The sequence below is a fragment of the Streptomyces sp. NBC_00271 genome, assembly GCF_036178845.1.
GTDB lineage: Bacteria > Actinomycetota > Actinomycetes > Streptomycetales > Streptomycetaceae > Streptomyces.
The window spans coordinates 4,458,830-4,482,539 of the sequence record NZ_CP108070.1 but is presented as its reverse complement, the minus strand read 5'-3'; the positions used below and the strand labels follow the sequence as shown (position 1 = coordinate 4,482,539).

The following is a 23,710-nucleotide window of genomic DNA, read 5'->3' as shown; positions in this document are numbered from 1 at the left end:
ACTTTGGCGGCGCCGAGTCTGCAAGCCGCCCCGCTCCCGGTACGGGGTCCGGCCGGAAAGGGCTCAAGAACGACGCCCTGGGCATGTTCTCCTCGGTGGCCATGGGCCTGGCCTCCGCCGGCCCGGCATACAGTCTTGCCGCCACGCTGGGCATCATCGTGGCCGGGGTCGGACTGCAGGCCCCGATCGTCACCATGCTGGCGTTCATCCCGATGCTGCTGGTCGCGTACGCCTACCGGGAGCTCAACGCGAGCAACGCCGACTGCGGGACCACCTTCACCTGGGCCACCCGCGCCTTCGGACCGCGCACCGGCTGGATGGGCGGCTGGGGCCTCATCGTCGCCAACATCATCGTCATGGCGAGCCTCGCCGAGATCGCCGCCGCCTACGGCTTCCGGCTGGTGGGCCTGGACGGACTGGCGGAGAGCCGACTGTGGACCACCGTGGCGGGCATCGCCTGGATCGTCGTGCTGACCGCGATCTGTTACGTCGGCATCGAGTTCTCGGCGGCTGTCCAGCGCTGGCTGCTGTGCCTGGAAGTGGCGATGCTGGTCCTGTTCGCCGTCGCCGCACTGGTCAAGGTCTACACCGACCCTCCCCCGACGGCGATCCACGTCTCCGCCTCCTGGTTCAACCCGTTCGAGGTGCCCTCGGCAAGGGCGCTGACCTCGGGCATCCTCGCGGGTGTCTTCATCTACTGGGGCTGGGACACCGCGTTCACGGTCAACGAGGAAACCGTCGACAGCAGGTGCGTCCCGGGGCGCGCCGCGGTCATGTCCACTGTGCTGCTCCTGATCATCTACGGGCTGGTGTCCACTTCGTCGCAGGCGTTCGCGGGAGTCGGCACCTCGGGCATCGGGCTCGGCAACGCGCACAACGCGAACGATGTGTTCTCCGGACTGGGCGACGCCGTGTTCGGGGGCGACGGCACGGGGCTGCTTCTGTCGAGACTGTTGATCCTGATGGTGCTGACCTCGGCGTTGGCTTCCGCGGAGACCACCATCCTGCCCCTGGCCAGGACCGTCTTCTCCATGGCGGTCCACAAGGCCGTCCCCGCCCGGTTCGCCCGGGTCCACCGCAGATTTCTCACCCCGACCTGGGGAACCATCGGCATGGGCGCGGTGTCGATCGCCGTGCTGGTCCTGCTGTCGTCGTTCAGCCAGAACGTCCTGGCCGACTCGATCGACTCGGTCGGTCTCGCGATCGCGTTCCAGTACGGACTGACCGGCTTCGCCTGCGTCTGGTACCACCGCAAGGTCCTCACCCGCAGCGCCAGAGACCTGATCTTCAAGGGCGTGTTGCCGGGGCTCGGCGGGCTGATGATGCTCCTGTTGTTCCTCTACGCCACCTTCGTCGTCTACGCGAAGGCCGAATACGGCAGGACCAGCGTCGACCTGCCGCTGATCGGAAGGACGGGCGGGGTCACCGTCCTGGGCCTGGGCGCCCTGCTGCTCGGTCTCCTGCTGATGCCGCTGGTCACCCGTGGCCACGCCGTGGCCCTCAAACTCCAGCGGAGCCTGCTGCCGGGCCGCCTGCCGCCGCACGCCGCCGTCGACGCGGCGAGCCGCTACCTGCCCGCCGACAGCGGGTCCGGGGTGGGCGGCGACTGGTACGACCTCATCCCCCTGTCGGGCACCCGGGTCGGCCTGGTCGTCGGGGACGTGCTCGGTCACGGCCTGCGCGCCGCGGCCACCATGGGCCGCTTGCGCACGGGTGTACGCGTGCTGGCCCGGCTGGACCTGAGCCCGGACGAGCTCCTGTCCCGCCTGGACGACCTGGTCGAGCAGACCGCGCACGAGCGCGGAGCCGGCCAAGGCCCGGGCCACCTGAGACCGAAGGCCGACGAGGCCCTGGGCGTGACCTGCCTGTACGCGGTGTACGACCCCGTCTCGGGGAAGTGCAGTCTGGCGCGGGCCGGGGAGTCGGTGCTGTTGGTCGTCGAGCCGCACACGGGTGTCGTCGACCATCCGGAGCTGCCCCCCGGACCGCCGCTGGGAATCGGTGGCCTGCCCTACCAGAGCACGGATCTGGAGCTCCCGCCGGGCAGTCTCGTCGCCCTCTTCACGGGCGGCCTCCTCCAGGCGGCCGACAGCCGTGACGCCGGACTCGCGCAGCTGTCCCGGATCATCGCCGACCACCGAGCGTCCCTCGAAGAGCTGTGCGACCGAGCGGTGAACACCCTGCTGCCCGGGGCCGTGGACGAGGACGCCACGCTGCTCGTCGCCCGCACACGCCTGCTCGACCGGAACCAGTTCACCCAGTGGGAGCTGCCCCCGGACCCGGCGGCGGTGGCCACCATCCGCACCGCCGTCGGCAAGCAGCTCCGCGACTGGGGGCTGGACGACCTGACGTTCGCCAGCGAGCTCATCGTCAGCGAACTGGTCACCAACGTCATCCGCTACGTCGGCGGCCCGATCCAGGTACGCCTGATCCGCGACCGGACCCTGATCTGCGAAGTCTCCGACACCGGCCACACCACGCCCAATCTGCGGCACGCCGCGAACGACGACGAGGGAGGCCGGGGTCTGTTCATCATCGCCCAGATGACCCACCACTGGGGCACGCGCTACACACCCACCGGCAAGACGATCTGGACCGAGCAGGACCTGCCGCCGACGGACGGCCACTAGCACCTCCCGAGGTCCGAACAGGTCGAGCCGGTTTCCTGTCGGTCACAGAGACTGCCACGCTGATCCGAGTCGGCCGTAACGGTAAGGGCAAGATCGCGCGTGGCGTGATCAACTTGCCTACGCTGCCTGGCATGGGCGGGATCGATGTGGCCAACGGAGTCGTGGGCGCCGTACTCGGGATGCTGTGTGCGGTGCTGTTCCAGCAACCGTTGCAGGACGGCTGGTTCAGGCTGCGTACTCGCTCCACCCGCGCGGTGCGCGGCCTGAGCCAGCGGGAGAAGTCCAGTCCCGCGTGGAGGACCTTCTCCATGGGCCCTCTGCATACGTCCGCCCTGATCGTCGAAGGGGACGGCGAGTCGCCCGTACCCGCCGAAGCGGTCCACGTCCGAGTGCTCGACGCGGAGATCGAGCTGCCCGCGGACATGGACGGCTGGCGGGCCGAGATCGAGGCGGAGAGCGAGCGTCTGCGGGCGGAGGGGCGGACTCCGTTGTGGAACGGCCCTCGCTACGCGGTCGAGTCGTTCGACGTCTCGCGCACCGCTCTCGAAGAGCAACCCGTGGTCCACCTGAGGCTTCGCCCGACGGACTACTACACCTTTCTCGCCGCTCAGCAGCTCGACCGACGACTGGCCGACGGGACGACCCCTCGTTCCCGGTATCTCACGCCGGACGATCCGCTGCGGGCACCCGCGTTTCTGCAGTGCAGCTTCGCTGCGAATGTGGCGGTGGTGACCGCCGACGACCTGCTGGTCGTCAGTCAGCGCAGTGACCGGGTCCGTATGGCCCCGGGTGTCTGGAACTCCTCTGTCAACGAAGGCATGTCACGGCACATCGACTCGTCCGGCAGGAGCGCCCCCGACGTGCATGCGGTGGCCCGGCGCGGCATGCGGGAGGAGCTGTCCCTCGAACCCCACGAGTACGCACTCGAGTTGCTCGCCTTCGTGCTGGACGTCGACAAGCGCCACTGGAGCGCCCACTTCTTTGCCAGGCTGAAGGACTTGACCGGAGAAGGCCTGCAAGCGCGCATGAGCCGAGGGGTCGCGGATCGATGGGAGCATCAGACCATCGATTACGTGCCTTTCCGCCCCGCGGCAGTGGTCACGTACATGCTGCGCGCGGATCGGATCCACCGCTGGGCCCCTCTTGCGCCCGCCCTGTTCCATCTCGCCCTGGTCCATGTCTACGGCCGCACGCCCGTCGAGAGGGCGGAGGCGCGGGCCGTTCGGCGTATGTAGTACCCGGGGTTTCCGGGGTACCCGGAGTCCTACAGGTACCCCGGGTACCCCGTTCTACCTACTGATGGCGGACTACTTGCTGACGGCGAAGCGCATCAGGGCGTGCTCGTCACCCTGCTTGATCTTCCCCGTCACATTGATGACCTCGAGCTTCCAGCTGCCGTCGACCCGAACGGCCTTGGCCACGGCGCACCCGTTGTCCTGGGTGAGCAGGCTCGGCCAGATGTCGGCGACCTGCTGAGTGGTGCCGCCGGTCGCGTCGTACACCTTGAAGCTGATGTTGCGGGCCTTCTGGAAGGAACTGCCCTTCTTGAAGGCGGCGGCGATGAACACGATCGCCGTGATGTTGGGCGGTATGCGGGCGAACTCGACCGTCAACGTCTCGTCGTCACCCTCCCCGCGCCCGGTCTGGTTGTCACCGCTGTGGACCAGGGAGCCGTTGCCCATGGGGTCGAGCGAGTCGAGGCCCGCCAGGCGCACCGGGTCCGTGCCCTGCATCGCGATGGCTATCAGGTCCAGGTCGGTGCCGGTCTTGCGGCGGAGTACGCCCATCACTCCACCGCTGCTGCCCGCGGTGGGATCCCAGGACACTCCGATGGACAGATGGGTGACTCCGTCCAGATCCGCCGGGCCGTCTTCTTTGGTGAGCGTAATCATGCGTGGATCATCCTCTTGGAGACGGGACTGCGACAGGCAAAGTGTGCCCGGAGTTCCTGGCGCTTCCCTGGCGGGGGTTGGGAGCTGCTCCTGGCGGGGCGGAACAGCAGCCGGAAGTTCCACCGGGAGTGCAACCGGCCTCCAGGCGTGCATCCAGATGCGGCACTGACGCGTCTACAACGGTATGGACCTGGAAAAGTCGCCTGCTGAGCGACCCGCAGTACCGGCCGAGGGGTGCCTCACGGTCGCGATCCGCCTGCCCGTGCGGATCGTCGTCCTCGTGCTCGTCGTGCCGGTGCGCATGCTGTGGGACGCCCTGGTGGTCGGCGGAAGGTTTCTGCGGGACACCGTGCTGCGCCCCGTGGGGCGGGTGTTCCAGTGGGTTGCCTGGGCGGTGTTCGTCTGGCCGTGGGTGACGCTGTGGCGGTACGCCGTGGTGCCGGTCGGGAAGGCGCTGGCGTGGCTCGGGTACGTGCTGCTCGTCGTGCCCGCCGTGTGGATGTACGAGACGGTGCTCACGCCGGTCGGACACGCGATCGCCTGGGTGGCGCGGGGCATCGGCGCCGGGCTCATGTGGGTCCTCCGCGGTCTCGGCGCCGGGTTCGCCTGGGTGCTCCGTGGCATCGGCGCCGTACTCGCCTGGGTGTACGCCCGGGTGCTGACCCCCGTCGGGCGGGCCGTCGCCTGGCTGCTCAGGGGCCTGGGGATCGGGGTCGCGGCGGTCGCGCTCGGGGCGTACCGGGTCGTGGCCTGGCTGGTCCGTCATCTGATCGTGGTACCGGCGCTGTGGCTGTACGAGTGGATCCTCGCCCCCGTCGGACGGGCGATCGCGTGGGCGGCGCGCGGACTCGGGTGGCTCGTACGGATGATCTTCACCGGGATCGGCGCCGCGCTCTACTGGACCCTGCGCATCCTGCTCGTGCTGCCCGCGCTCGCCCTGTGGCGCTGGGTGATCGTGCCGGTCGGACGGGTCCTCGCCGTCGTCGCGCGGGAGGTCGGGGACGCACTCGGACACGCCTGGCGGGTGGCCGGACACCTTTCGCTCGCCGTCGGCCGGTTCCTCGGACGACTCTTCCGGTGGATCTTCGTGGAGCCCGTGCGCTGGGTGTACCGCAGCGTGCTGACACCGGTCGGACACGTCGTCCGGGACACGGTCCTGCGGCCCGCCGCCGAGGCCGCGCGCGGCGTGGGCCGCGTGGCACGGCAGGCCCTGGCCACCGCCCGCGAGTCGGCACGGCAGACCCGCGCGGACATCCGCCGCATGCTCTTCGGTACACCCCGGGAGCCCGAGCGGGTGCCCCTGGCGAAGCACCAGCGGGAACCGGGAGCCGCCGCTACACGTACTCTAGGTAGCAGTACGACCGCTCTCACGAAGGACTGAACGACACTGGGCAAGCGACAGCCCGAAGGCCCGCCGCCCGCACCCGCGGTGCAGCGCATCCGACTGCGCTACACCAAGCGCGGCCGCCTCCGGTTCACCAGCCACCGTGACTTCCAGCGCGCCTTCGAGCGTGCGTTGCGCCGTGCCGAGGTGCCGATGGCGTACTCGGCGGGGTTCACACCGCATCCGAAGGTGTCGTACGCCAATGCCGCACCCACCGGCACAGGCAGCGAGGCGGAGTACCTGGAGATCGCGCTCACCCAGACGCGAGACCCTCAGAAGTTGCGTGAACTCCTCGACGAGTCGATGCCCGTGGGGCTCGACATCATCGAGGCGGTCGAGGCCCGCACCTCGGGTCTCGCCGACCGGCTCACCGCGTCCGTGTGGGAGCTGCGCCTCGACGGCGTGGCGCCCGAGGACGCGGAGCGCGCGGTCGACGCCTTCAAGGCGGCCGACACGGTGGAAGTCCAGCGCAGGACCAAGAACGGGATGCGCACCTTCGACGCCCGCGGTGCCGTGGCGAGCCTCGAGGCGCACAGTCCGCAGGCTGATAGGCCGACCGACCAGCCCTGTGCGATACTGCGCCTGGTTGTTCGGCACGTGACGCCTGCCGTACGACCCGACGACGTCCTGTCCGGTCTTCGCGCCGTGGCCGACCTGGCGCCGCCGGTCGCCGCAGCGGTGACCAGGCTGGCGCAGGGGCTGTTCGATGAAGAGACCGGCACGGTGACCGACCCGCTCGCGCCCGACCGCGAGGCAGTCATGGCCGCCCCAGCCGATCGCACAGGGGCCGCCGAAACTGCCGCCGCGAAGGCGTCGGCGTAAGGAAGGTCCCGCGTAAGGACGGACGTCGTAGCGCCGCCCTCGGATCCGGGAGCCACCTGGGTCGGGCAGCGCACCGACCAGAAGACTTTCGCCAGGCCGTACGCACACATGGCGTACGGAACCGGCGAGACAGGACACAGAGAGCTCCCGTGCGGCGCCCGCGCCCCGGACGGCGGCACCGCGCATCGCGCGAGCCGCGGACGTCACCGGCACTGCCGGACCAGGCGCGGCGCCCGGGAGCCTGACGGGAGATCCACCCGCATGCTCGAGCCGACCGAACCCACTGAGGGTTCCGACAACAACAACACTCCGAGCGACACCCTGCCGCCGCGGCGCCGCCGCCGTGCGGCGTCGCGTCCGGCCGGCCCGCCCACGGGCGCGGCCGAGTCCCAGTCCGTGGCCGAGACCACGGCTCCGGCCATACCGCCGGTGGCATCCGCCGAGGCCATGGCCGCCGCCGAGGTCATCGAGGCCCCCGAGGCTCTCGAGACCGAAGAGACCGAAGCGACGGTGGAGGAGGCGGTGGCTCAGGCCGCTGCCGCCGAGCCGGTGGAGCCCGTCGAGGACACCGCTCCCCGCCGTACGCGTCGCCGCGCCACCCGCCGGGTGTCCGCGCCCGCCGGTGCGCCGGTGACGGCAGAGGCGGCCCAGGCCGCGGAGACCGTGGTGCCCGCGGCCGCCGAGACCGAGGCCGAGGCCCAGGTCGAAGAGGCCCCCGCTGCCGAAGCGGCCCCCGCCGTCGAGGAGGAGGCGGCGCCCGCCGCCCGTCCGCGTCGACGTGCGACCCGTCGTGCCTCCGCACCGACCGGTGCGCCCAAGGCGGCCGAGGCCGCTGGGACCACCGAGACCGCTCGGACCCCTGAGGTCTCTGAGGCCCCTGAGGCCGCTGAGACCCCTGAGGTCGTCAGGGAGCCCGTCGAGGCGCAGGCCGAAGAGGCCCCCGCCGCCGAGGACGCCGCACCCCGCCGCACCACCCGTCGTCGCGCCACCCGGCGCGTCTCCGCGCCCGCCGGTGCGCCCGAGGGCGACGCCGCCGACGAGCGTGTGGAGGCGCCCGTGACCAGCGAGACCAGCCCCAGCGAGAGCAAGCCCGCGGCCGAGGCCGAGAGTAAGCCCGCCGCGGAGGCGGAGACCACGGCCGAGGCCGAGACCGCCGAGGACGGCGCCCCGCGCCGGACCCGCCGCCGTGCCACGCGCAAGGCCGCTGTCGGTTTCTCCGCCCCCGCGCCGAAGGAGGCCGAGTCCGCGCGACGGCCCGCGCGTCCGGCCGTCGCCGTGTTCCAGGCGCCCGTGTTCACCGAGCCGATGTTCCAGACGCCGGAGCGGGCCGCCGCCGCGGCCGCCGCCGAGGCGGCGGAAGTGGCCGCCGAGACCGCCGAGGCCCCCCAGGCCGAAAAGGTCGTCGAGGCACCCGTGGCCGTCGAGGAGGAGACCGGCGGACGCCGTCGCCGTCGCCGCCGGGCCGTCGAGGAGGCGCCCGCGGCACCGGCCCCGGAGCCCGTCGAGGAGGTGGAGGAGCCCGACGAGTCCGCCGAGGACGTCGAGGACGGCGTCGAGGACGACGAGTCCGAGGAGGAGTCCGCGGGCTCGCGCCGCCGTCGCCGTCGTGGTGGCCGTCGCCGTCGCCGCGGCGAGTCCGCCGAGGCGGACGGTGAGGCCGGTGACGACGAGTACGCCGCCGAGCAGGCCGCGCAGGACGCCGAGGACACCGCCGAGCAGGCCGAGGAGGACGCCGAGGAGGCGGACGAGCGCGACGAGCCGGGCGGTTCCGGCTCCAGCAGCAGCCGTCGCCGCCGTCGGCGCCGTCGTCGCGCCGGTGACTCCGGCCCCGAGGCCGAGCCCGGCGAGAACGACCCCGAGCGCACGGTCGTCAAGGTCCGCGAGCCGCGCGGCAAGAAGGACGAGCACCCGTCCGACGAGGTCCAGTCCATCAAGGGCTCGACCCGCCTGGAGGCGAAGAAGCAGCGCCGTCGTGAAGGGCGCGAGCAGGGCCGTCGTCGCGTTCCGATCATCACCGAGGCCGAGTTCCTGGCCCGCCGTGAGGCCGTCGAGCGCGTGATGGTCGTCCGCCAGAGCGGCGAGCGCACCCAGATCGGCGTCCTCGAGGACAACGTGCTCGTCGAGCACTACGTCAACAAGGAGCAGTCGACCTCGTACGTCGGCAACGTCTACCTGGGCAAGGTCCAGAACGTGCTGCCGTCGATGGAGGCCGCCTTCATCGACATCGGCAAGGGCCGCAACGCCGTGCTCTACGCCGGTGAGGTCAACTTCGAGGCGCTCGGCATGGCCAACGGGCCGCGCCGCATCGAGAGCGCGCTGAAGTCCGGCCAGTCGGTCCTCGTTCAGGTCACCAAGGACCCGATCGGCCACAAGGGCGCCCGCCTCACCAGCCAGGTCTCCCTGCCCGGCCGCTACCTGGTCTACGTGCCCGAGGGCTCGATGACCGGCATCAGCCGCAAGCTGCCCGACACCGAGCGCGCGCGCCTGAAGACCATCCTCAAGAAGATCGTCCCCGAGGACGCGGGCGTCATCGTCCGCACCGCCGCCGAGGGCGCGAGCGAGGACGAGCTGAGCCGCGACGTCGAGCGACTGCAGGCGCAGTGGGAGGACATCCAGAAGAAGGCGAAGAACGGCGGCAGCTCGAACGCGCCGTCCCTGCTGTACGGCGAGCCGGACATGACCGTCCGCGTCGTCCGCGACATCTTCAACGAGGACTTCACCAAGGTCATCGTCAGCGGCGACGAGGCGTGGGAGACCATCCACGGGTACGTGTCCCACGTCGCGCCCGACCTGGCCGACCGCCTCTCGAAGTGGACCTCCGAGGTCGACGTCTTCGCGACGTACCGCATCGACGAGCAGCTGATGAAGGCCCTGGACCGCAAGGTCTGGCTGCCCAGCGGTGGTTCGCTGGTGATCGACAAGACCGAGGCCATGGTCGTGGTCGACGTCAACACCGGCAAGTTCACCGGTCAGGGCGGCAACCTCGAAGAGACCGTGACCAGGAACAACCTGGAGGCGGCCGAGGAGATCGTGCGCCAGCTGCGGCTGCGCGACCTGGGCGGCATCGTCGTCATCGACTTCATCGACATGGTCCTGGAGTCCAACCGGGACCTGGTGCTGCGGCGCCTTCTGGAGTGCCTGGGACGCGACCGTACGAAGCACCAGGTCGCCGAGGTGACCTCGCTGGGCCTGGTGCAGATGACGCGCAAGCGTGTCGGCCAGGGTCTGCTGGAGTCCTTCTCGGAGACCTGCGTCCACTGCAACGGCCGTGGCGTGATCGTGCACATGGAGCAGCCGACCTCCGTCGGAGGCGGCGGCAAGCGCAAGAAGCGCGGCCGTGGCGGTGCCGAGCAGGTCCACGAGCACGACCACGAGCTCGAGCACACGCACGAGATCGCGGAGGAGCCGGAGACGGTCGAGAGCGAGGCCGAGGTGGCCGCCGAGGTCGCCGCGCCCGTCGCTCTGGTCGAGCAGGAGTTCCAGCCGGACGAGGAGCTGTACAGCAGCGCCGCCGAGGCGGAGGCCGCGGCTTCCCGTGGCGGCCGTTCGCGGCGCCGGGCGACCCGGCGCGCGTCGGCTCCCGCGGGTGCGCCGAAGGCCGAGGAGCGTGCTCCCCGGGGCCGCCGCGAGGAGCGGGCCGAGCGGACCGAGCGGGCTCTGACGTCCCACGAGGCCGCCCAGTCCGAGCCGGTCGCGGTCGAGGACCCGGTCGTCGAGGCGCCGGTCGCCGAGGCCCCCGAGGTCACGCAGGTTGCCGAGGCCGCTCCGGCCCCCGTGGTCGCCGTACCGGAGGACGAGGCCGCTCCCAAGGGCCGTACGCGTCGTCGCGCCACCCGCAAGGTGTCGGCTCCGGCCGGTTCCCCGAAGGCGGCGGAAGAGGCCGCGGTGACGGTCACGGAACCGGTCGCGGCGCCCGTGCCGGAGGCCGCCGCCGAGGTCGTCGAGCCGCAGCCCGAGGCGCCCGCCGAGAGCGCCGCGCCGGCCCGCCCGCGTCGTCGCGCCGTCCGCAAGGCCACCGCGCCCACCGCGTCCGAGGAGGCGGCCGTCATGGTCGTCCCGTCGGCCTCGGCGGAGCCGGCCGAGGCCCCCGCGGCCGTCGAGACGGCGGCCGAGACCGCGGTCGAGACGGACGCCGAGGCCCCGGCCCCGGCCAAGAAGACGGCCGCCCGCAAGACGGCCAAGAAGGCGACGGCGAAGAAGGCCGCCACCAAGAAGACCGCTGCCAAGAAGACGGTCGCCAAGAAGGCCACGGCCAAGAAGGCGACCGCGAAGAAGACGGCCGCCAAGACCACCGCGAAGAAGACCGCGGCGGCCGAGCAGCAGGACCGTTCGTCCGTCTCGGCGACCACCGAGGACTGACGCGGAACCGGCGGAGGGCTGACGGAAGTCGGTCCCTCCGCTGCTCCGACCGCATGACGGTGGCCCGGTTTGACCCCTCAAGCCGGGCCCCGTAACCTAGACCGTCGGCGTGTCCCCTGACGCGCCGCACCCCCGTAAACCTCTTCCTCCCGGAATTCTGCGTGTCGTGCGTGTTCGCATGCCGTGCGCTTCGGGAGAGGCCGCTCGCGCAGCGCGTGGCTGGACTGCGGGGTTCCGTTCCGAGCGAGAGAGAGATCCGCGTGTACGCCATCGTGCGCAGCGGTGGTCGCCAGCACAAGGTTGCTGTCGGCGACATCGTTGAGGTTGACAAGATTTCCACTGCCAAGGTTGGCGACACGGTCGAGCTCTCGACCCTGCTCGTTGTCGACGGCGACGCCGTGACCAGCGACCCGTGGGTCCTTGCCGGCATCAAGGTCCAGGCCGAGATCGTGGACCACCACAAGGGCGTCAAGATCGACATCCTTCGCTACAAGAACAAGACCGGTTACCGCCGTCGTCAGGGCCACCGCCAGCAGTACACGGCGATCAAGGTCACTGAGATCCCCGCGGCTGCGAAGTAAGGGACTGAGGAGAGATGGCACACAAGAAGGGCGCATCGTCCACTCGGAACGGTCGCGACTCCAATGCTCAGCGGCTCGGCGTGAAGCGCTTCGGCGGTCAGGTCGTCAACGCCGGTGAGATCCTGGTCCGCCAGCGCGGCACCCACTTCCACCCGGGCAACGGCGTCGGCCGTGGCAAGGACGACACGCTGTTCGCCCTTGACGCCGGTGCGGTGGAGTTCGGTACCCACCGTGGCCGCAAGGTCGTGAACATCGTTCCGGTCGCCTGACCGGTTCTTTCGCGAGGCGGACCTCACTTCCCGTTCGGGAAGCGGGTCCGCCTTTCGCGTGTTTTCCATAGAAGCGGCTCTGTGGCATACAGGGCTGTGCAGGATTTTCGTACGTAACTGGAGGCACATCCCATGACCACCTTCGTGGACCGCGTCGAGCTGCACGTCGCCGCGGGTAGCGGAGGCCACGGCTGTGCCTCCGTACACCGGGAGAAGTTCAAGCCGCTCGGCGGCCCGGACGGCGGCAACGGCGGCCGGGGCGGTGACGTGATGCTGGTCGTCGACCAGTCCGTGACCACGCTGCTCGACTACCACCACAAGCCGCACCGCAGCGCCACCAACGGCAAGCCCGGCGAGGGCGGCAACCGCTCGGGCAAGGACGGCCAGGACCTGATCCTGCCGGTGCCGGACGGCACGGTCGTGCTCGACAAGGCGGGCAACGTCCTCGCGGACCTCGTCGGCCACGGCACGTCGTACGTCGCCGCGCAGGGCGGTCGCGGTGGCCTCGGCAACGCGGCGCTGGCCTCGGCCCGCCGCAAGGCGCCCGGCTTCGCGCTGCTCGGTGTCCCCGGTGACTTCCAGGACATCGTCCTGGAGCTGAAGACCGTCGCGGACGTGGCCCTCGTCGGCTACCCGAGCGCCGGCAAGTCGTCCCTCATCTCCGTCCTGTCGGCCGCCAAGCCGAAGATCGCGGACTACCCCTTCACGACCCTCGTCCCCAACCTGGGCGTGGTGACGGCGGGCGAGACGGTCTACACGATCGCGGACGTGCCCGGTCTCATCCCCGGCGCCAGCCAGGGCAAGGGCCTCGGCCTCGAGTTCCTCCGCCACGTCGAGCGCTGCAGCGTGCTGGTCCACGTGCTGGACACGGCGACCCTGGAGTCCGAGCGCGACCCGGTCACCGACCTCGACATCATCGAGGAAGAGCTGAAGCAGTACGGCGGCCTCGGCAACCGTCCGCGCATCGTCGTCCTCAACAAGATCGACGTGCCGGACGGCAAGGACCTCGCCGAGATGGTCCGCCCCGACCTGGAGGGCCGCGGCTACCGCGTCTTCGAGGTGTCGGCGGTTGCGCACATGGGCCTGAAGGAGCTGTCCTTCGCGCTCGCCGAGATCGTCGGCACGGCGCGCGCCGCCAAGCCCAAGGAGGAGGCGACCCGGATCGTCATCCGCCCGAAGGCGGTCGACGACGCCGGCTTCACCGTGGTCCAGGAGGAGGACGGCCTCTACCGCGTGCGCGGAGAGAAGCCCGAACGCTGGGTCCGCCAGACCGACTTCAACAACGACGAGGCCGTCGGCTACCTCGCCGACCGTCTCAACCGCCTCGGCGTCGAGGCGGAGCTGATGAAGGCGGGTGCCCGCTCGGGTGACGGCGTCGCCATCGGCCCCGAGGAGAACGCGGTCGTCTTCGACTGGGAGCCCACCGTCATGGCCGGCGCGGAGATGCTCGGCCGCCGTGGTGAGGACCACCGCCTCGAAGCTCCGCGGCCCGCCGCGCAGCGCCGCCGCGACAAGCAGGCGGAGCGGGACGAGGCGGACAAGGCGTTCGACGAATTCGAAGCGTTCTAGAGGGGCCGGTCGAGCCCGGCGTCCGGGACGGACGGGCCCGTCCGTCCCGGACGCCGGGGCTCTAGGCCCGTCCAACTGCACGGTGTCACGCAGTTGGCGGGCGGTGTTCGCCGCATCGAGCAGGCTGTCACGTTGCGAGGTGACCAGTGCGCGGACACCGCCTCCTCGCCTCCGCCGAGTAGAAGGCGGACACCTCCGTGACGGTCTCGCGGCCGGGATCCGGGGCCGTGGCGATGGGCGGGACGTAGTCCGGCCGGTTCTTCTCCAGGGCCGCGCCGCGGAGGGGGAGGCGGCCAGCACCACCGCCGCGGCCACGCCGAGGGACGCGCACAGGGCACGCTTTCGCGAGAGCGTGCGAGGTGGCGCCTGGTCGGTGTGGTGAGTGGACAACCCTGGCCCATCCCTTGGATCCGGCCGTACGCCTATCAGACGCCCGGCCGGGTCGGAGAGTTGTACGAGGCCTGTCCAGGTACGGCGAAGGGCCCGCCGCCTCCCCTGGGGGAGCGGGGCGGGCCCTTCGCCGTACCCGGTGTCCCGCCCGGGATCAGGCGACCGGTGCGGGTTGCGTGTCGCGGTCGGTGGAGGAGGAGTCCTCCGACTTGTGGGACGGGCCGGAGGCCTGGGAATCGGCGCCACTCCGCCTGCCGAACCGCGGTTTCGCGGCGATCAGCGGCAACGTCAGGATGCCCAGGACCATCGGCGCGAACATGTACCGCGCCAGCGGGGCCGGGTTCGCCGCCACCACCGTCAGCTGGAGCGACAGTGTGACCGCCATCAGACCCACCGGCGCCCAGGACCGTTGCCGGCGCGAGAACGCAAGGACGACGGCGTAGGCCGCGTAGCACCAGGTGGCGCCCCGGAACAGCAGCCACTGCAGCTGCGGCGTCTTGCTCGCCTTCCACACGAAGTACATCGCGTTGTGCAGATGGTCGTTGAGCGGACGGATCTTCAGCTCCGGGCGATACGGGCTGTCCCGCATCTCGGGGTTCCAGTCAGCCCAGCCGAACATGTCCTTCGGCACCGACGGCGAGCTGATCAGCGTGTTGCCCATCAGGCCGGCCGGGCCCGGGAACGGCGACCAGGCGATCTGCGAGCGGCACAGCCGCGCCCCGATCATCTTGTCCGGCGTCCGCTTCAAAACCCGCATCCACAGGTCAACGAGCTGGGTGTTGTACTCCGCGGCCTTCTGGCGGTTCATCGGCTTCTGCATCGCCCAGTCGGCGTTGTAGCAGTTGGCCGCCCGGCCGCTCCAGTGCGACAGCGGCGCCACCTTCGCCATGAGCTTCTTGTCGGCCTTGGTGAAGGTCTGCGGGGCCTCGCCGTAGACCACCGCGATGTCCGCGTAGTTCATCGCGTACACCTGGTCCTTCGTCGGCGTGATCACTCCCATCGCGGGATAGACGACCACGTTCAGCAGGCCCGAGATCAGCACCGGGATCACCGTCGCGACCAGCAGCGCCCTGCGCATCCGCGGCAGCACGAGCAGCAGCACCGGCGCGGCGAGGACCGCGACGAGCAGGCCGTTGTTGCGGAACAGGCCCATGGCCAGGAAGCCGAGGAACAAGGCCGCGACCTCGTTCCGGAACGCCTTGTCCCGCACGGACTGCATTCCGCGCATGCGGCGCGCGACGAGCCGCCCGGCGGCTCCGAACGCCAGGACCGCGCCGATGACGAACGGCACGTCCTTCCATACGAAGATCGTGAACGAGCCGATCGACGGCAGCACCGCGCACGCGATCGCGGCCGTCGCGCTCCACTTGCCCGGCACGCCGAACTGCCGCAGCGTCACCGTCACATAGGCCAGCGCCGCCGCCATGGCGACGGTCTGAGCGAACGTCAGGATCGCCAGGTCGCCGGTGGTCTGGAGCGAGAGCCAGACCAGTCCGTCGTAGGCCACCGAGTGGTTGGACATCCAGTGGTTGGTGGTGACGTGCCACACGTACGAGATGGAGTCGTAGCTCATCCCGCCCGGGTAGAAGGCCGCCCACCAGATCAGGAAGATCACCTGCGTGGTGGCGTAGACGGCCAGCGGCAGCCGGCGCTGCGCCGGGATGCGTTCCAGACGCTCTCTCAGACGTGCTGTGTCGAAGGGAATCGTGGGTGCTTTCAACGCTGCTCCGCAGGCTCAAGAGGGGGGCGGTCGGGGTGCGCGAGCTCCAGCATCCGGGTGATCACCCGTTCGGCGGCATGCCCGTCGTCGAGGTCGCAGAACACGTCCTTGAACTTGCGATAGGCATCCGTGTACGAGGCGCTGATCCCCTCGATGTCGGCGAGTGCGGCGATGAGTTCGTCCGAGGTCTGCAGGAGCGGGCCGGGGGCCCGCTCCTCGAAGTCGAAGTAGAAGCCACGCAGCTGGTCGCGGTAGTACTCCAGGTCGTACGTGAAGAACAGCATCGGGCGGCCGGTGTTCGCGAAGTCGAACATGAGCGACGAGTAGTCCGTGACCAGCACGTCGGTGATCAGGAACAGCTCGGCGATGTCCGGGTAGCTGGACACGTCGAAGACGAAGCCGTCGCCGGCGCCGGGCACCGCGTCGACGATGTTCGAGTGCTTGCGGATGAGGAGAACGTGGTCGTCGCCGAGGCGCTCGGCCGCCTCCTTCACGTCGAGCCGCAGATCGAACTTGTAGTTGCCCGCCTGGTAGAACTGGTCGTCCCGCCAGGTCGGCGCGTACAGCACGACCTTCTTGCCCTCCGGCAGGCCGATGCGCTCGCGCACGGTCCGCGCCAGGTCCTCCGTCTTCTCGGAGAGGAGGACGTCGTTGCGCGGGTAGCCGGACTCCAGGATCTCGCCGTCGTACTGGAACGCCCGCTTCATGATCGGCGTTGAGAACCGGTTCGGCGACACGAGGAAGCTCCAGCTCGGCGTCTCCTCCGCGACCTTCGACAGGTACTTGCGGTCGGCGAACTGGACGCTGTCGATGTCGTGACCGATCCGCTTGAGCGGAGTGCCGTGCCAGGTCTGCACGATGACCTGGCCCTCGCGGCGCCGGATCCAGTGCGGCAGGTGCGTGTTGGTGACGATGTACCGGCTGCGACCGAGCGCCTCGTACCACTCGCGGCTCCACCGCCTTATGACCTTGACGCCCTTGGGGATCTCGGCGCGGCGGTCCTCCACCACCCAGATGTGCTCCAGGTCGGCGCCCTGGCGCAACAACTCCTCGTAGACCGCGCGCGGCGAGTCCGAGAACTGGCGGCCGGAGAAGGCGGCGTACAGGACTGTGTCCCGCAGCGGGGCCGTGCGCGCCTGCGCGTACAGGCTGGTGCGCATGTCGCGCTGGCGGTACCAGCCGAACTCCTCGGGGCCCAGGTCGGGCGCCGCCTCGATCAGGAGCCGGTCGAAGAAGCGGTGGGTGAGCGTGTAGTCCCGGTCGCGGAGGGAGAAGCGCAGGGGCAGGCCCGCGAGCGCCGACGGCACGCCTCGGACCGGCACCTCCACACGGCTCCGGGTGGTGCGGGCGAACAGGTACCAGCGCCCCTGGCGCAGTGGCACCTCGCTGAGGCTGTCGGGCACGGGCAGGAACTCGGCCCGGAAGGCGCCGTCGGCGACGGTGGCCGGGTGAGCGTGCTCCTCGGCGTGCCGACTGTGCCGCAGCACGATCTCGACCGGCTCGTCCACGGACGCGGGCAGCGAGCCCGTCAGGACGATCCGGCCCTCGGCGGTGACGGAGAGTCCGCCGATCAAGGGCTGGACGGGCTGGGTGCGCAGCGCCAGGCGGCCCGCGCCGTCGTCGGTGACGGCCGTGACGCGCCCGCCCCACGCGGCGGTCGGTCTGCCGTCGAGCGAGTGCTGCGGGTTCAGGTCGTTCTGGCCGGTGTCGACGGCCACGGAGAACCCGCGCTTGGAGCCGCCGATCACCAGCTCGGCCGTCCACTTGTCCGTGTTCTCCAGGTTCACGGAGTCGCGGCCCTCGACGTCCAGGTCGGCGAGCGGAACCCGGAAAGAGAACCCTTGGCCGACGGTGCGCTCCACCGGGTGCTCCAGCGTCGCCGCCGTCGAGCCGTGCTTGAGACGCAGGGCGAGCGGCGCGTCACCGACGGCGGCCTCGTGACCGAGGACACCGGTCAGCTCCAGGACCCCGTCCACGGCCCGGTGGCCGGTCAGCCTGGCGCGGACCCGCTCGACACGCACGTACAGGTGGGCGTCGTTGATGAAGGGGACCACCCGCACGTCCTTCTCCACCCAGAACGGGGCCGGGCTCTCGGCGCTGCCGCTCTCGCCGGCCTTGAGCCGGGTGTGGCGGACGATGCCCTGCTGGACGGTGGCGAGGGTGACCCGCCACACGGCGTCGCGCCAGCCACCCCGGGCCTTGAGCTTGGCCGGGTCCAGATCGAGGGAGAAGCCCGACCAGTCGTAGTTGTGCAGCGACTGGCCCGAGGTCTGGGTGGCGCGCGAGGCCTGGGTCCGGCTGGGCCGCACCAGGACCGTGCGCCGACTGCCGGTCTCGCGCAGCATCAGCACGCGCAGGGCGGTCGGCTGCGGCCGGGCGGCGGCCAGGTTGCGGATGTAGGCGTGGCCGTCGATGTGCAGGCGGCCGCCGCGCCAGACGATCTCCTCGGCGCGGGCGCGGGCGGAGAAGTCGGAGTCCACGCGCAGCACCGAGTGGGGCACCGCACGCTTCTTGTCGATCACCGGATAGTCGGCGAAGTGGCGCAGGCCCTGTCGGACCACCGGGACGGCCCGGCCGGTCTCGCGCTCGTAGGCGATCAGCTCCATGAGCTCGTCGAGACGGCTTTCACGGATCAGGTGGCACTTCAGGCGCAGCGAGACCGGCAGCCGGGGCATGACCCGCGGGTCGACCCGGCTGAGGAAGTCGGCGGCGCCGGCCATGAACAGCTCGCGGAACTCGTCGCCTGCCTGGTCGAGGACGCCCATGAAGAGCGGCAGTTCATCGGTGATGAAGATCTCGTCGTACCAGCGCTTGTGCTGGGAGTACGCCTCGCCCGGCTGGGAGGCCAGGAACCGGCTCACGGAGTCGCACGACCTTATGCGGTCACGGACGTTGACCGGCTCGGTGCGGCGCTGGGTGATGGAGGGGGCGCCGCCGGTGCGCTGGCGCCACAGGTAGATCGGCTCGCTGAGCACGTCGACGGCCAAGGCCATGAAGTGCGCGGGCAGGGTGACGGGGGCGTCCTCGTAGAGGATGCCGGGGAACTCGAAGGCGTGCTTGTCCCAGAACGCCCGGCGGAAGACCTTGTTCCAGGCCGTGCGGTCGTAGACGAGGTCCTTGTCGCGGCTGATGTGGGTCCGCATCCGGTCGGTGCGCAGTCGCTTCGCGTGCAGCGGGGAGATCAGGATCTCGCCTGCCTTGAGCAGGTTGACGTTGCCGCTGACGAAGTCCGAGCCGGACTCCTCCAGAGTGGTGATGCACCGCTGGTACGCGTCGGGCAGCACGATGTCGTCGCTGTCGACGAAGGCGAGGAACTCGGTGCCCTCGGTCAGATGGGCGACACCGGTGTTCCGGGCCGGTCCCAGGCCCTTGTTCTCCTGCACGACGACGCGGAACCGGTCGTCCTTCGCCGCCCACCGCTCGGCGATCGCCAGGCTGCCGTCCGTGGAGCCGTCGTCCACGACGATCGCCTCCCAGTCGGTGAACGTCTGGTCCGCGATCGACTGCAGACACTCGTCGAGGAAGAGTTCCACGTTGTAGGCGGGAACGACTATTGACAGACGGGGAGGCATCTGGGGTACTGCGCCTTTCTCAAGGTGTCGATCATGACCGCTCCCGCGGCCGTGACGGCGACCGGACTCGCCGGACACGGTAGGTCTAGCCTCGCACGGGACGGATCGGACGCTCGGGCGGGAGTGCCACCGGGGGTACGTCCTCCTGGTCCAGGAAGACGCGGCGTACGACGCGTTCCGCGGCGCGGCCGTCGTCGTACTCGCAGAACCGCCTGCGGAATTCCGTGCGGACCTTGGCGGAGGTGTCGTCGGACCAGCGTCCCGAGAGGAAGACGTCGATCAGGTCCTCCTTGGTTGCCACCACCGGCCCGGGTGACTCGACGTGGATGTCGAAGTACGTGCCGCGGGTGGCGCGGTAGACCTCCCAGTCGTTGGCGTATATCACGACGGGGCGGTCCAGGAGGGCGTAGTCGAACATCAGCGACGAGTAGTCGGTGAGCAGGCAGTCCGCCGCCAGGTACAGCTCCTCGACGCTCGGGTGGCCGCTGACGTCGATGATGCCGTCGGTGGTGCCGTGCCGGGTGCCGAGGTTGAAGTAGTGGGCGCGGACCAGGACGGTGAAGCCGTCGCCGAGGCTGTCCGCGAAGTGCTCGACGTCCAGGAGGGGCTGCGGCACCGACTGGTAGTCGCGGTGGGTCGGGGCGTACAGGACGACCTTGGCGTCGGGGGCGAGGCCGAGCTTCTCGCGGGCGGCGGTCCGGTCGGCGTCGGTGGCGTTGACCAGGACGTCGTTGCGCGGGTAGCCGTAGTCGAGGGAGCTGTACGAGGTCGACGGGTAGGCGCGGTCCCAGGTGGCGGTGGTGAAACTGTTGGAGGAGATGCTGTAGTCCCAGTGGTCGACCCGATGCATCAGCAGTTCCATGTCCATCTGGGCGGCGCCCAGCGGGAATTCGACCTGGTCGACGCCCATCCGCTTGAGCGGCGTGCCGTGGTGGGTCTGGACGAAGACCTGACCCGGACGCTTGACCACGCGTGTCGGGAAGTTGACGTTGTTGACGAAGTACTTGCTGCGGGCCATCGCGCGCCAGAACCCGAAGGAGCCGGGATGGACGGTGGTGGTGCCGGCCGGGGGCCGGTTGCGCGGGTCGGGCCTGAGCACCCACGTGGGCTTCACATGGGGCGCCAGCTCGCGCAGCTTCTGGTCGATGGCCGCCGGGTTGCAGGCGTAGTCGGCGTTCCAGTACGCGGCGAAGACGGCCGTGTCCTTCTTCACCGGCAGCATCCGCTGGGCGCGGTAGTAGGCCATGAGGACGGCCGTGCGCACCGGCTTCTTCAGCTTGGCGGCCGCCCGGTACGCCTTGCGGGCGGGGCGGCGCAGACGGTTCGGGAGGCGGTTCGCGGCCCGCCGTACGCCCGACTTCTTCGGCTTGGTCTTCGGGTCGCGGTAGCCCGCCGGGCGGTGGGTGCGCTCGGCCTCCAGGCGGCGGGCACGGAACTCGGCGCGGGCGCCGGCCGGGAGGCGGCCGGGCATGCGCTCGATCACGCCGAGGTGGAAGGCCATGCGCTCGAACAGCGGGCCGCGCCAGCGCTCGAACTCGGGGTGCGCGGCGAGGAAGCTCATGACCAGGTCGTACTGGTCGAAGACGTCGAAGTGCTTGCGGCTGGCGGAGGACAGGATGCTGCCCTGGCGGCGCTGGCGGTAGTGGACGCAGATCCGGTCGAGGACGGCGATCGTCTCGGCGGCGACCAGAACCGGGTAGGTCCAGGGGGTGTCCTCGTAGTAGCCGGTGGGGTAAACGAAGCCCCAGCGCTCTATGAAGTCGCGGCGGTACGCCTTGTTCCAGGCGACCTGGAGCAGCCCGAGCAGTTCGGGGTTGTCGTCCAGGCGGAAGGTCCCGCGCGGGCTCTGGGTGAGCACCGAGCGCTTGGCGTTCGGGGTGATCCGGCCGTCCCAGTAGGTGCGGGAGTAGTCGAAGACCAGCAGGTCCGGGTCGTCGTTCTCGTCCAGGCGGCGGGCGATCGCCCGCAGGGACCCCGGCAGCAGCGTGTCGTCGCTGTCGAGGAAGATCAGGTAGGCGCCTCGGGCGCGGGTCAGTCCCACGTTCCTTGCCTGGCCCAGCCCCACGTTCTGTTCCAGCTGCACCGTCACCACGCGCCGGTCCGCCGCCGCGTACTCGTCCATGATCTCGCCGCAGGCGTCGGGCGAGGCGTCGTTGACCGCGATGACTTCGAAGTCCTCGAACGACTGGCTCAGCACGGAGTCGAGGCAGTCGCGCAGATACGCCTCGACGCCGTACGCCGGCACGATGATGCTGAACCGAGGGTCGGTGGACGTCTCTGCGTCTTGCGTGGGAGTCATGTGGGCTTGGCTTTCGAAGGGGTTTCGGCGGGCGAGGAGTCCGCGGGGCGGGCACCCGCCCCGCGCGTGACGATCACTCGGATCTGGTCAGGGCATACCCGAGTAGGCGGCGTACGACGTCCGACCGGCGGTGGCGCAGCGCCCCGGGAAGCATGGTCAGCGCGTGCAGCCGCATGGACAGGTGCCGCCGGGCGGACCGGGCGGCCCTGGGCCAGCCGTGCCGGTCGAGGTCGTCGGCTACTTCGTTGAAGAACCGTATGGCCTCGCCGAAACGGGCGCCCGTCGCGGCCTCGGCCGAGGAGAGGCTGCTCGAGTGGCGCCGGTAGCGGAAGGCCGGCGCCGGGTCGACGACCAGCTCCTCGCCGCGCCGGATCAGCTCGATGATCAGCGCCAGGTCCTGGATGACGGACAGGTTCTCACGGAAGCCGACCGCCTTGACGGCGTCCGTGCGCCAGCAGATCGACGGGAAGTACAGCCAGTTGCCGCCCAGCAGGTTCGCCGCCAGCGGCTCGCCGGAGAGGACGAGGCGCTTGCCGTCGTTGGTCTTCGGCGCGTAGAGGCGTCGCTTGACCTCGTCGCCCAGGGTGGTGACCGGGTTGCCGTGCTCGTCGATGACTTCGACGCCGGGCTGGTAGATCGCCGCGCCGGGCTCGGCCTCGATCGCCGCGCGGAGCGTCTCGACGTAGGTCGGCATCATCAGGTCGTCGCTGCCGAGCATGGTGAAGTGGGTGGACTCCACCAGGTCCACGCACTTCTGGAAGTTGCGGGTGATGCCGAGGTTCTGCTCGTTGCGCAGGTAGCGGACGCGCTCGTCGCCGAGGGACGCGAACCACTCCGGTACGCCCTCCTCGCGGCCGTCGTCGACGACCGTGAGGCGCCAGTCCTTGTCGGTCTGGTCCAGCACGCTCTGTACAGCGGCCTGCATCAACGCCGTGTCGCCGTAGTGCGGCAGCATGATGTCGAGGGTGTCCACCTGTGTCACTTGACCTTCCGCGCCGGGTTGAGCGAGGAACGGCGGCTGAAGGCGAGCAGCAGGATCATGCCTATCCGGCCGAGGTAGAGGGTGGCCCGCCACGGGGACTGGCTCGGGGTGCCGGTGGTGCGCGGGCGCATCGCGACGGGGACCTGCTCGACCCGGTAGCCGGCCCGGACCACGGCGATCGTGGACTCCACGGTGTCACCCAGGTACTCGACCGGGTACCAGCGGGCGAACGCGTTGATCAGATCGCGGTCGCAGGCCCGGAAGCCGGAGGTGACGTCGGTGAGCTTGGCGCGCGCCATGCGCGACAGCCAGAACGCGAGGACCAGCATCGCCCAGCGGCGCGGACCGCGCGCCTCGTACTCGCCGGTGCCCGCAAACCGCGCGCCCATCACCAGGTCGGCGCCGGCGTCCAGGCGCTCCAGCAGCTCGGGCACGTTGCGCGGGTCGTGTTGGCCGTCGGCGTCGACCTGGATGGCCACGTCGTAGCCCCGGTCGTGCGCGAACTTGTAGCCGGCCCGCATCGCGCCGCCCACACCGAGGTTGTACGGCAGCTTCAGCACGGTCGCGCCGGCCGCGCGGGCGACGGCGGCCGTGTTGTCGGCGGACCCGTCGTCCACGACGAGGACGTCCACACCGGGAACCGTGGTGTAGACCTCCTTGATGACGTCGGCGACGCCGTCGGCCTCGTTCCACGCGGGCATGATGATCAGTACACGCTTGCTGTCGATCACTTCAGGTTCCCCCTGTCGGCACCCACAGTCGTCGGAGCCTGCCGCTCCTGGTCGGCGAGTTGCCCCCGCAGTTCCTGGACGTCGACACGGAGCAGCGCGACCTCTTCGGAGAGCGTCCGGCCCTCCTCCTCCAGGTGGCCGACCTCCCAGCTCAGCTGGAGGCACACGATGAAGAGGAAGGCCACACTCAGGAACAGGATGAGGCTGACGCCCGAGGCGACTCCGACCGCGCGGGCCACCGAGTCCAGACCTGTGGGGAAGAAGCCGAGCGGGATGATCACCAGGCCGGTGATCACCCACAGAAAGGCGTACTTCTCCTTGAGTTTGCGGCGGCGCAGCAGCTCGACGATGCACAGGACGAGAATGACTCCGGTGACCGAGGTCAGCATCCACAACTTCATGCCGCACTCCGGTGTATCGGACGACTCATGGAAAGGGCCTGTCTACTCTTCCAGGGAATTCCGGGGAGGACGGCCGCAGAAGGAGGCCGCCGGACTGCAGTCCACTGTC

Annotated in this window: 15 protein-coding genes; 8 read left to right on the top strand and 7 right to left on the bottom strand. The window is 70.3% G+C overall.

Going from position 1 to position 23,710, the window contains the following annotated elements; all coding sequences use genetic code 11:
- Positions 1-83: 83 nt before the first annotated feature.
- Positions 84-2,630 (top strand): amino acid permease, encoded by a 2,547-nt coding sequence (locus OG798_RS20800; RefSeq protein WP_257016815.1) that lies wholly within the window; start codon positions 84-86, stop codon positions 2,628-2,630.
- 131 nt (positions 2,631-2,761) lie between these two features.
- Complete coding sequence (locus tag OG798_RS20795; protein WP_121418490.1) at positions 2,762-3,865, top strand: hypothetical protein; 1,104 nt, start codon at positions 2,762-2,764, stop codon at positions 3,863-3,865.
- Positions 3,866-3,937: 72 nt separating this feature from the next.
- Here OG798_RS20795 and OG798_RS20790 read toward each other — a convergent pair whose 3' ends face one another.
- Positions 3,938-4,522 carry a TerD family protein gene (locus OG798_RS20790; RefSeq protein WP_067370074.1) on the bottom strand — a complete coding sequence of 195 codons (585 nt, stop codon included), beginning with the start codon at positions 4,520-4,522 and terminating at the stop codon, positions 3,938-3,940.
- A 184-nt stretch (positions 4,523-4,706) separates the two neighbouring features.
- Between OG798_RS20790 and OG798_RS20785 the strand changes: the two genes are divergently transcribed.
- From OG798_RS20785 to obgE, 6 genes are all read left to right on the top strand, one after another.
- On the top strand, positions 4,707-5,903 hold the full coding sequence (locus OG798_RS20785; protein WP_328757502.1) for a hypothetical protein: 1,197 nt from the start codon (positions 4,707-4,709) through the stop codon (positions 5,901-5,903).
- A gap of 48 nt (positions 5,904-5,951) precedes the next feature.
- Positions 5,952-6,728, top strand: a complete 777-nt coding sequence (locus OG798_RS20780; RefSeq protein WP_095854700.1) for a TIGR03936 family radical SAM-associated protein — start codon at positions 5,952-5,954, stop codon at positions 6,726-6,728.
- Between the two features lie 261 nt (positions 6,729-6,989).
- Positions 6,990-11,087: an Rne/Rng family ribonuclease gene (locus OG798_RS20775; RefSeq protein ID WP_328757501.1), complete on the top strand. Its 4,098-nt coding sequence runs from the start codon at positions 6,990-6,992 to the stop codon at positions 11,085-11,087.
- 260 nt (positions 11,088-11,347) lie between these two features.
- The gene (gene rplU / locus OG798_RS20770; RefSeq protein WP_006374708.1) at positions 11,348-11,668 is read left to right on the top strand and encodes a 50S ribosomal protein L21; all 321 of its coding nucleotides are present in this window, start codon (positions 11,348-11,350) and stop codon (positions 11,666-11,668) included.
- A 14-nt stretch (positions 11,669-11,682) separates the two neighbouring features.
- Entirely contained in the window at positions 11,683-11,937 is a 255-nt protein-coding gene (rpmA, locus tag OG798_RS20765; RefSeq protein ID WP_028802588.1) for a 50S ribosomal protein L27, read from the top strand.
- Between the two features lie 132 nt (positions 11,938-12,069).
- Positions 12,070-13,506, top strand: a complete 1,437-nt coding sequence (gene obgE, locus OG798_RS20760; protein ID WP_267061759.1) for a GTPase ObgE — start codon at positions 12,070-12,072, stop codon at positions 13,504-13,506.
- A 544-nt stretch (positions 13,507-14,050) separates the two neighbouring features.
- On the opposite strand, the gene OG798_RS20755 is transcribed toward obgE, so the two are convergent.
- From OG798_RS20755 to OG798_RS20730, 6 genes are all read right to left on the bottom strand, one after another.
- Entirely contained in the window at positions 14,051-15,616 is a 1,566-nt protein-coding gene (locus OG798_RS20755; protein WP_267061758.1) for a DUF6020 family protein, read from the bottom strand.
- A complete protein-coding gene (locus OG798_RS20750) occupies positions 15,613-19,188 on the bottom strand; it encodes a bifunctional glycosyltransferase/CDP-glycerol:glycerophosphate glycerophosphotransferase (protein ID WP_328757500.1) in 3,576 nt (1,191 codons plus the stop codon). Before OG798_RS20750 ends, OG798_RS20755 begins: the two co-directional genes overlap by 4 nt.
- 85 nt (positions 19,189-19,273) lie before the next feature.
- Entirely contained in the window at positions 19,274-21,487 is a 2,214-nt protein-coding gene (locus OG798_RS20745) for a bifunctional glycosyltransferase/CDP-glycerol:glycerophosphate glycerophosphotransferase (RefSeq protein WP_267061756.1), read from the bottom strand.
- A 73-nt stretch (positions 21,488-21,560) separates the two neighbouring features.
- Positions 21,561-22,469 carry a glycosyltransferase family 2 protein gene (locus OG798_RS20740; RefSeq protein WP_267061755.1) on the bottom strand — a complete coding sequence of 303 codons (909 nt, stop codon included), beginning with the start codon at positions 22,467-22,469 and terminating at the stop codon, positions 21,561-21,563.
- Positions 22,466-23,200 carry a glycosyltransferase family 2 protein gene (locus OG798_RS20735; RefSeq protein WP_267061754.1) on the bottom strand — a complete coding sequence of 245 codons (735 nt, stop codon included), beginning with the start codon at positions 23,198-23,200 and terminating at the stop codon, positions 22,466-22,468. The genes OG798_RS20740 and OG798_RS20735 overlap by 4 nt, the downstream gene beginning before the upstream one ends.
- Entirely contained in the window at positions 23,197-23,601 is a 405-nt protein-coding gene (locus OG798_RS20730) for a DUF2304 domain-containing protein (protein ID WP_267061753.1), read from the bottom strand. Before OG798_RS20730 ends, OG798_RS20735 begins: the two co-directional genes overlap by 4 nt.
- Positions 23,602-23,710: the final 109 nt, after the last annotated feature.